This is a genomic window from Bartonella sp. AP58NXGY (assembly GCF_042195785.1).
GTDB lineage: Bacteria > Pseudomonadota > Alphaproteobacteria > Rhizobiales > Rhizobiaceae > Bartonella.
This window is the reverse complement of sequence record NZ_JBHIOY010000444.1, coordinates 1-520: the sequence shown is the minus strand read 5'-3', so window position 1 is coordinate 520 and position 520 is coordinate 1. Positions and strand designations below refer to the sequence as shown.

Here is a 520-nt window from a genome sequence, read left to right as displayed (position 1 = left end):
TGACTCTTAAATTAAGATAAATTCGAATAAGGAAATATAACTATAATCAAAAAGATTTATTTAATAGAATAAGGTCATTTATAAATAAAAATCAACATATTAATGAATACTATAAAAGAATTTATTGTCAGAAATATTCTAAAAGTTCATATCCGCTGCTTAAACTTTTATGACATGAATAAAATACGCTTTTGTTGCAATCATCATTTTTATAAATAATTTGATTATGTTTTTTCTTCCAAAAACTCTTGTGCTGTAAAATGATACGTTTCTGAGCAAAATTCACATGTGACTGAAATATATTTATTTTTAACCATTTTATTGCGCTCATCAATAGGAAATCCTGCTAAGATTCCTTTAATTTTTTCGCGGGAACAAGAACATTGATCGACAAGAGAAAAAGGATTAAAAACTCTAACACCTCGTTCATGAAACAGACGGAATAAGAGCTGTTTACTCCCGACGTGGGGATCTGTTAATTCTGCGCTTTCAATCGTTTTCATGAGTATTTTAGCTTCTT

Annotated in this window: 1 protein-coding gene; it reads right to left on the bottom strand. The window is 28.3% G+C overall.

Translation table 11 applies throughout. The annotated features are described in order from the left end of the window. Window positions 1-224: 224 nt before the first annotated feature. The coding region (locus tag ACFINC_RS11905; RefSeq protein ID WP_375617325.1) for an Hsp33 family molecular chaperone HslO at window positions 225-520 on the bottom strand (296 nt) is incomplete at its 5' end.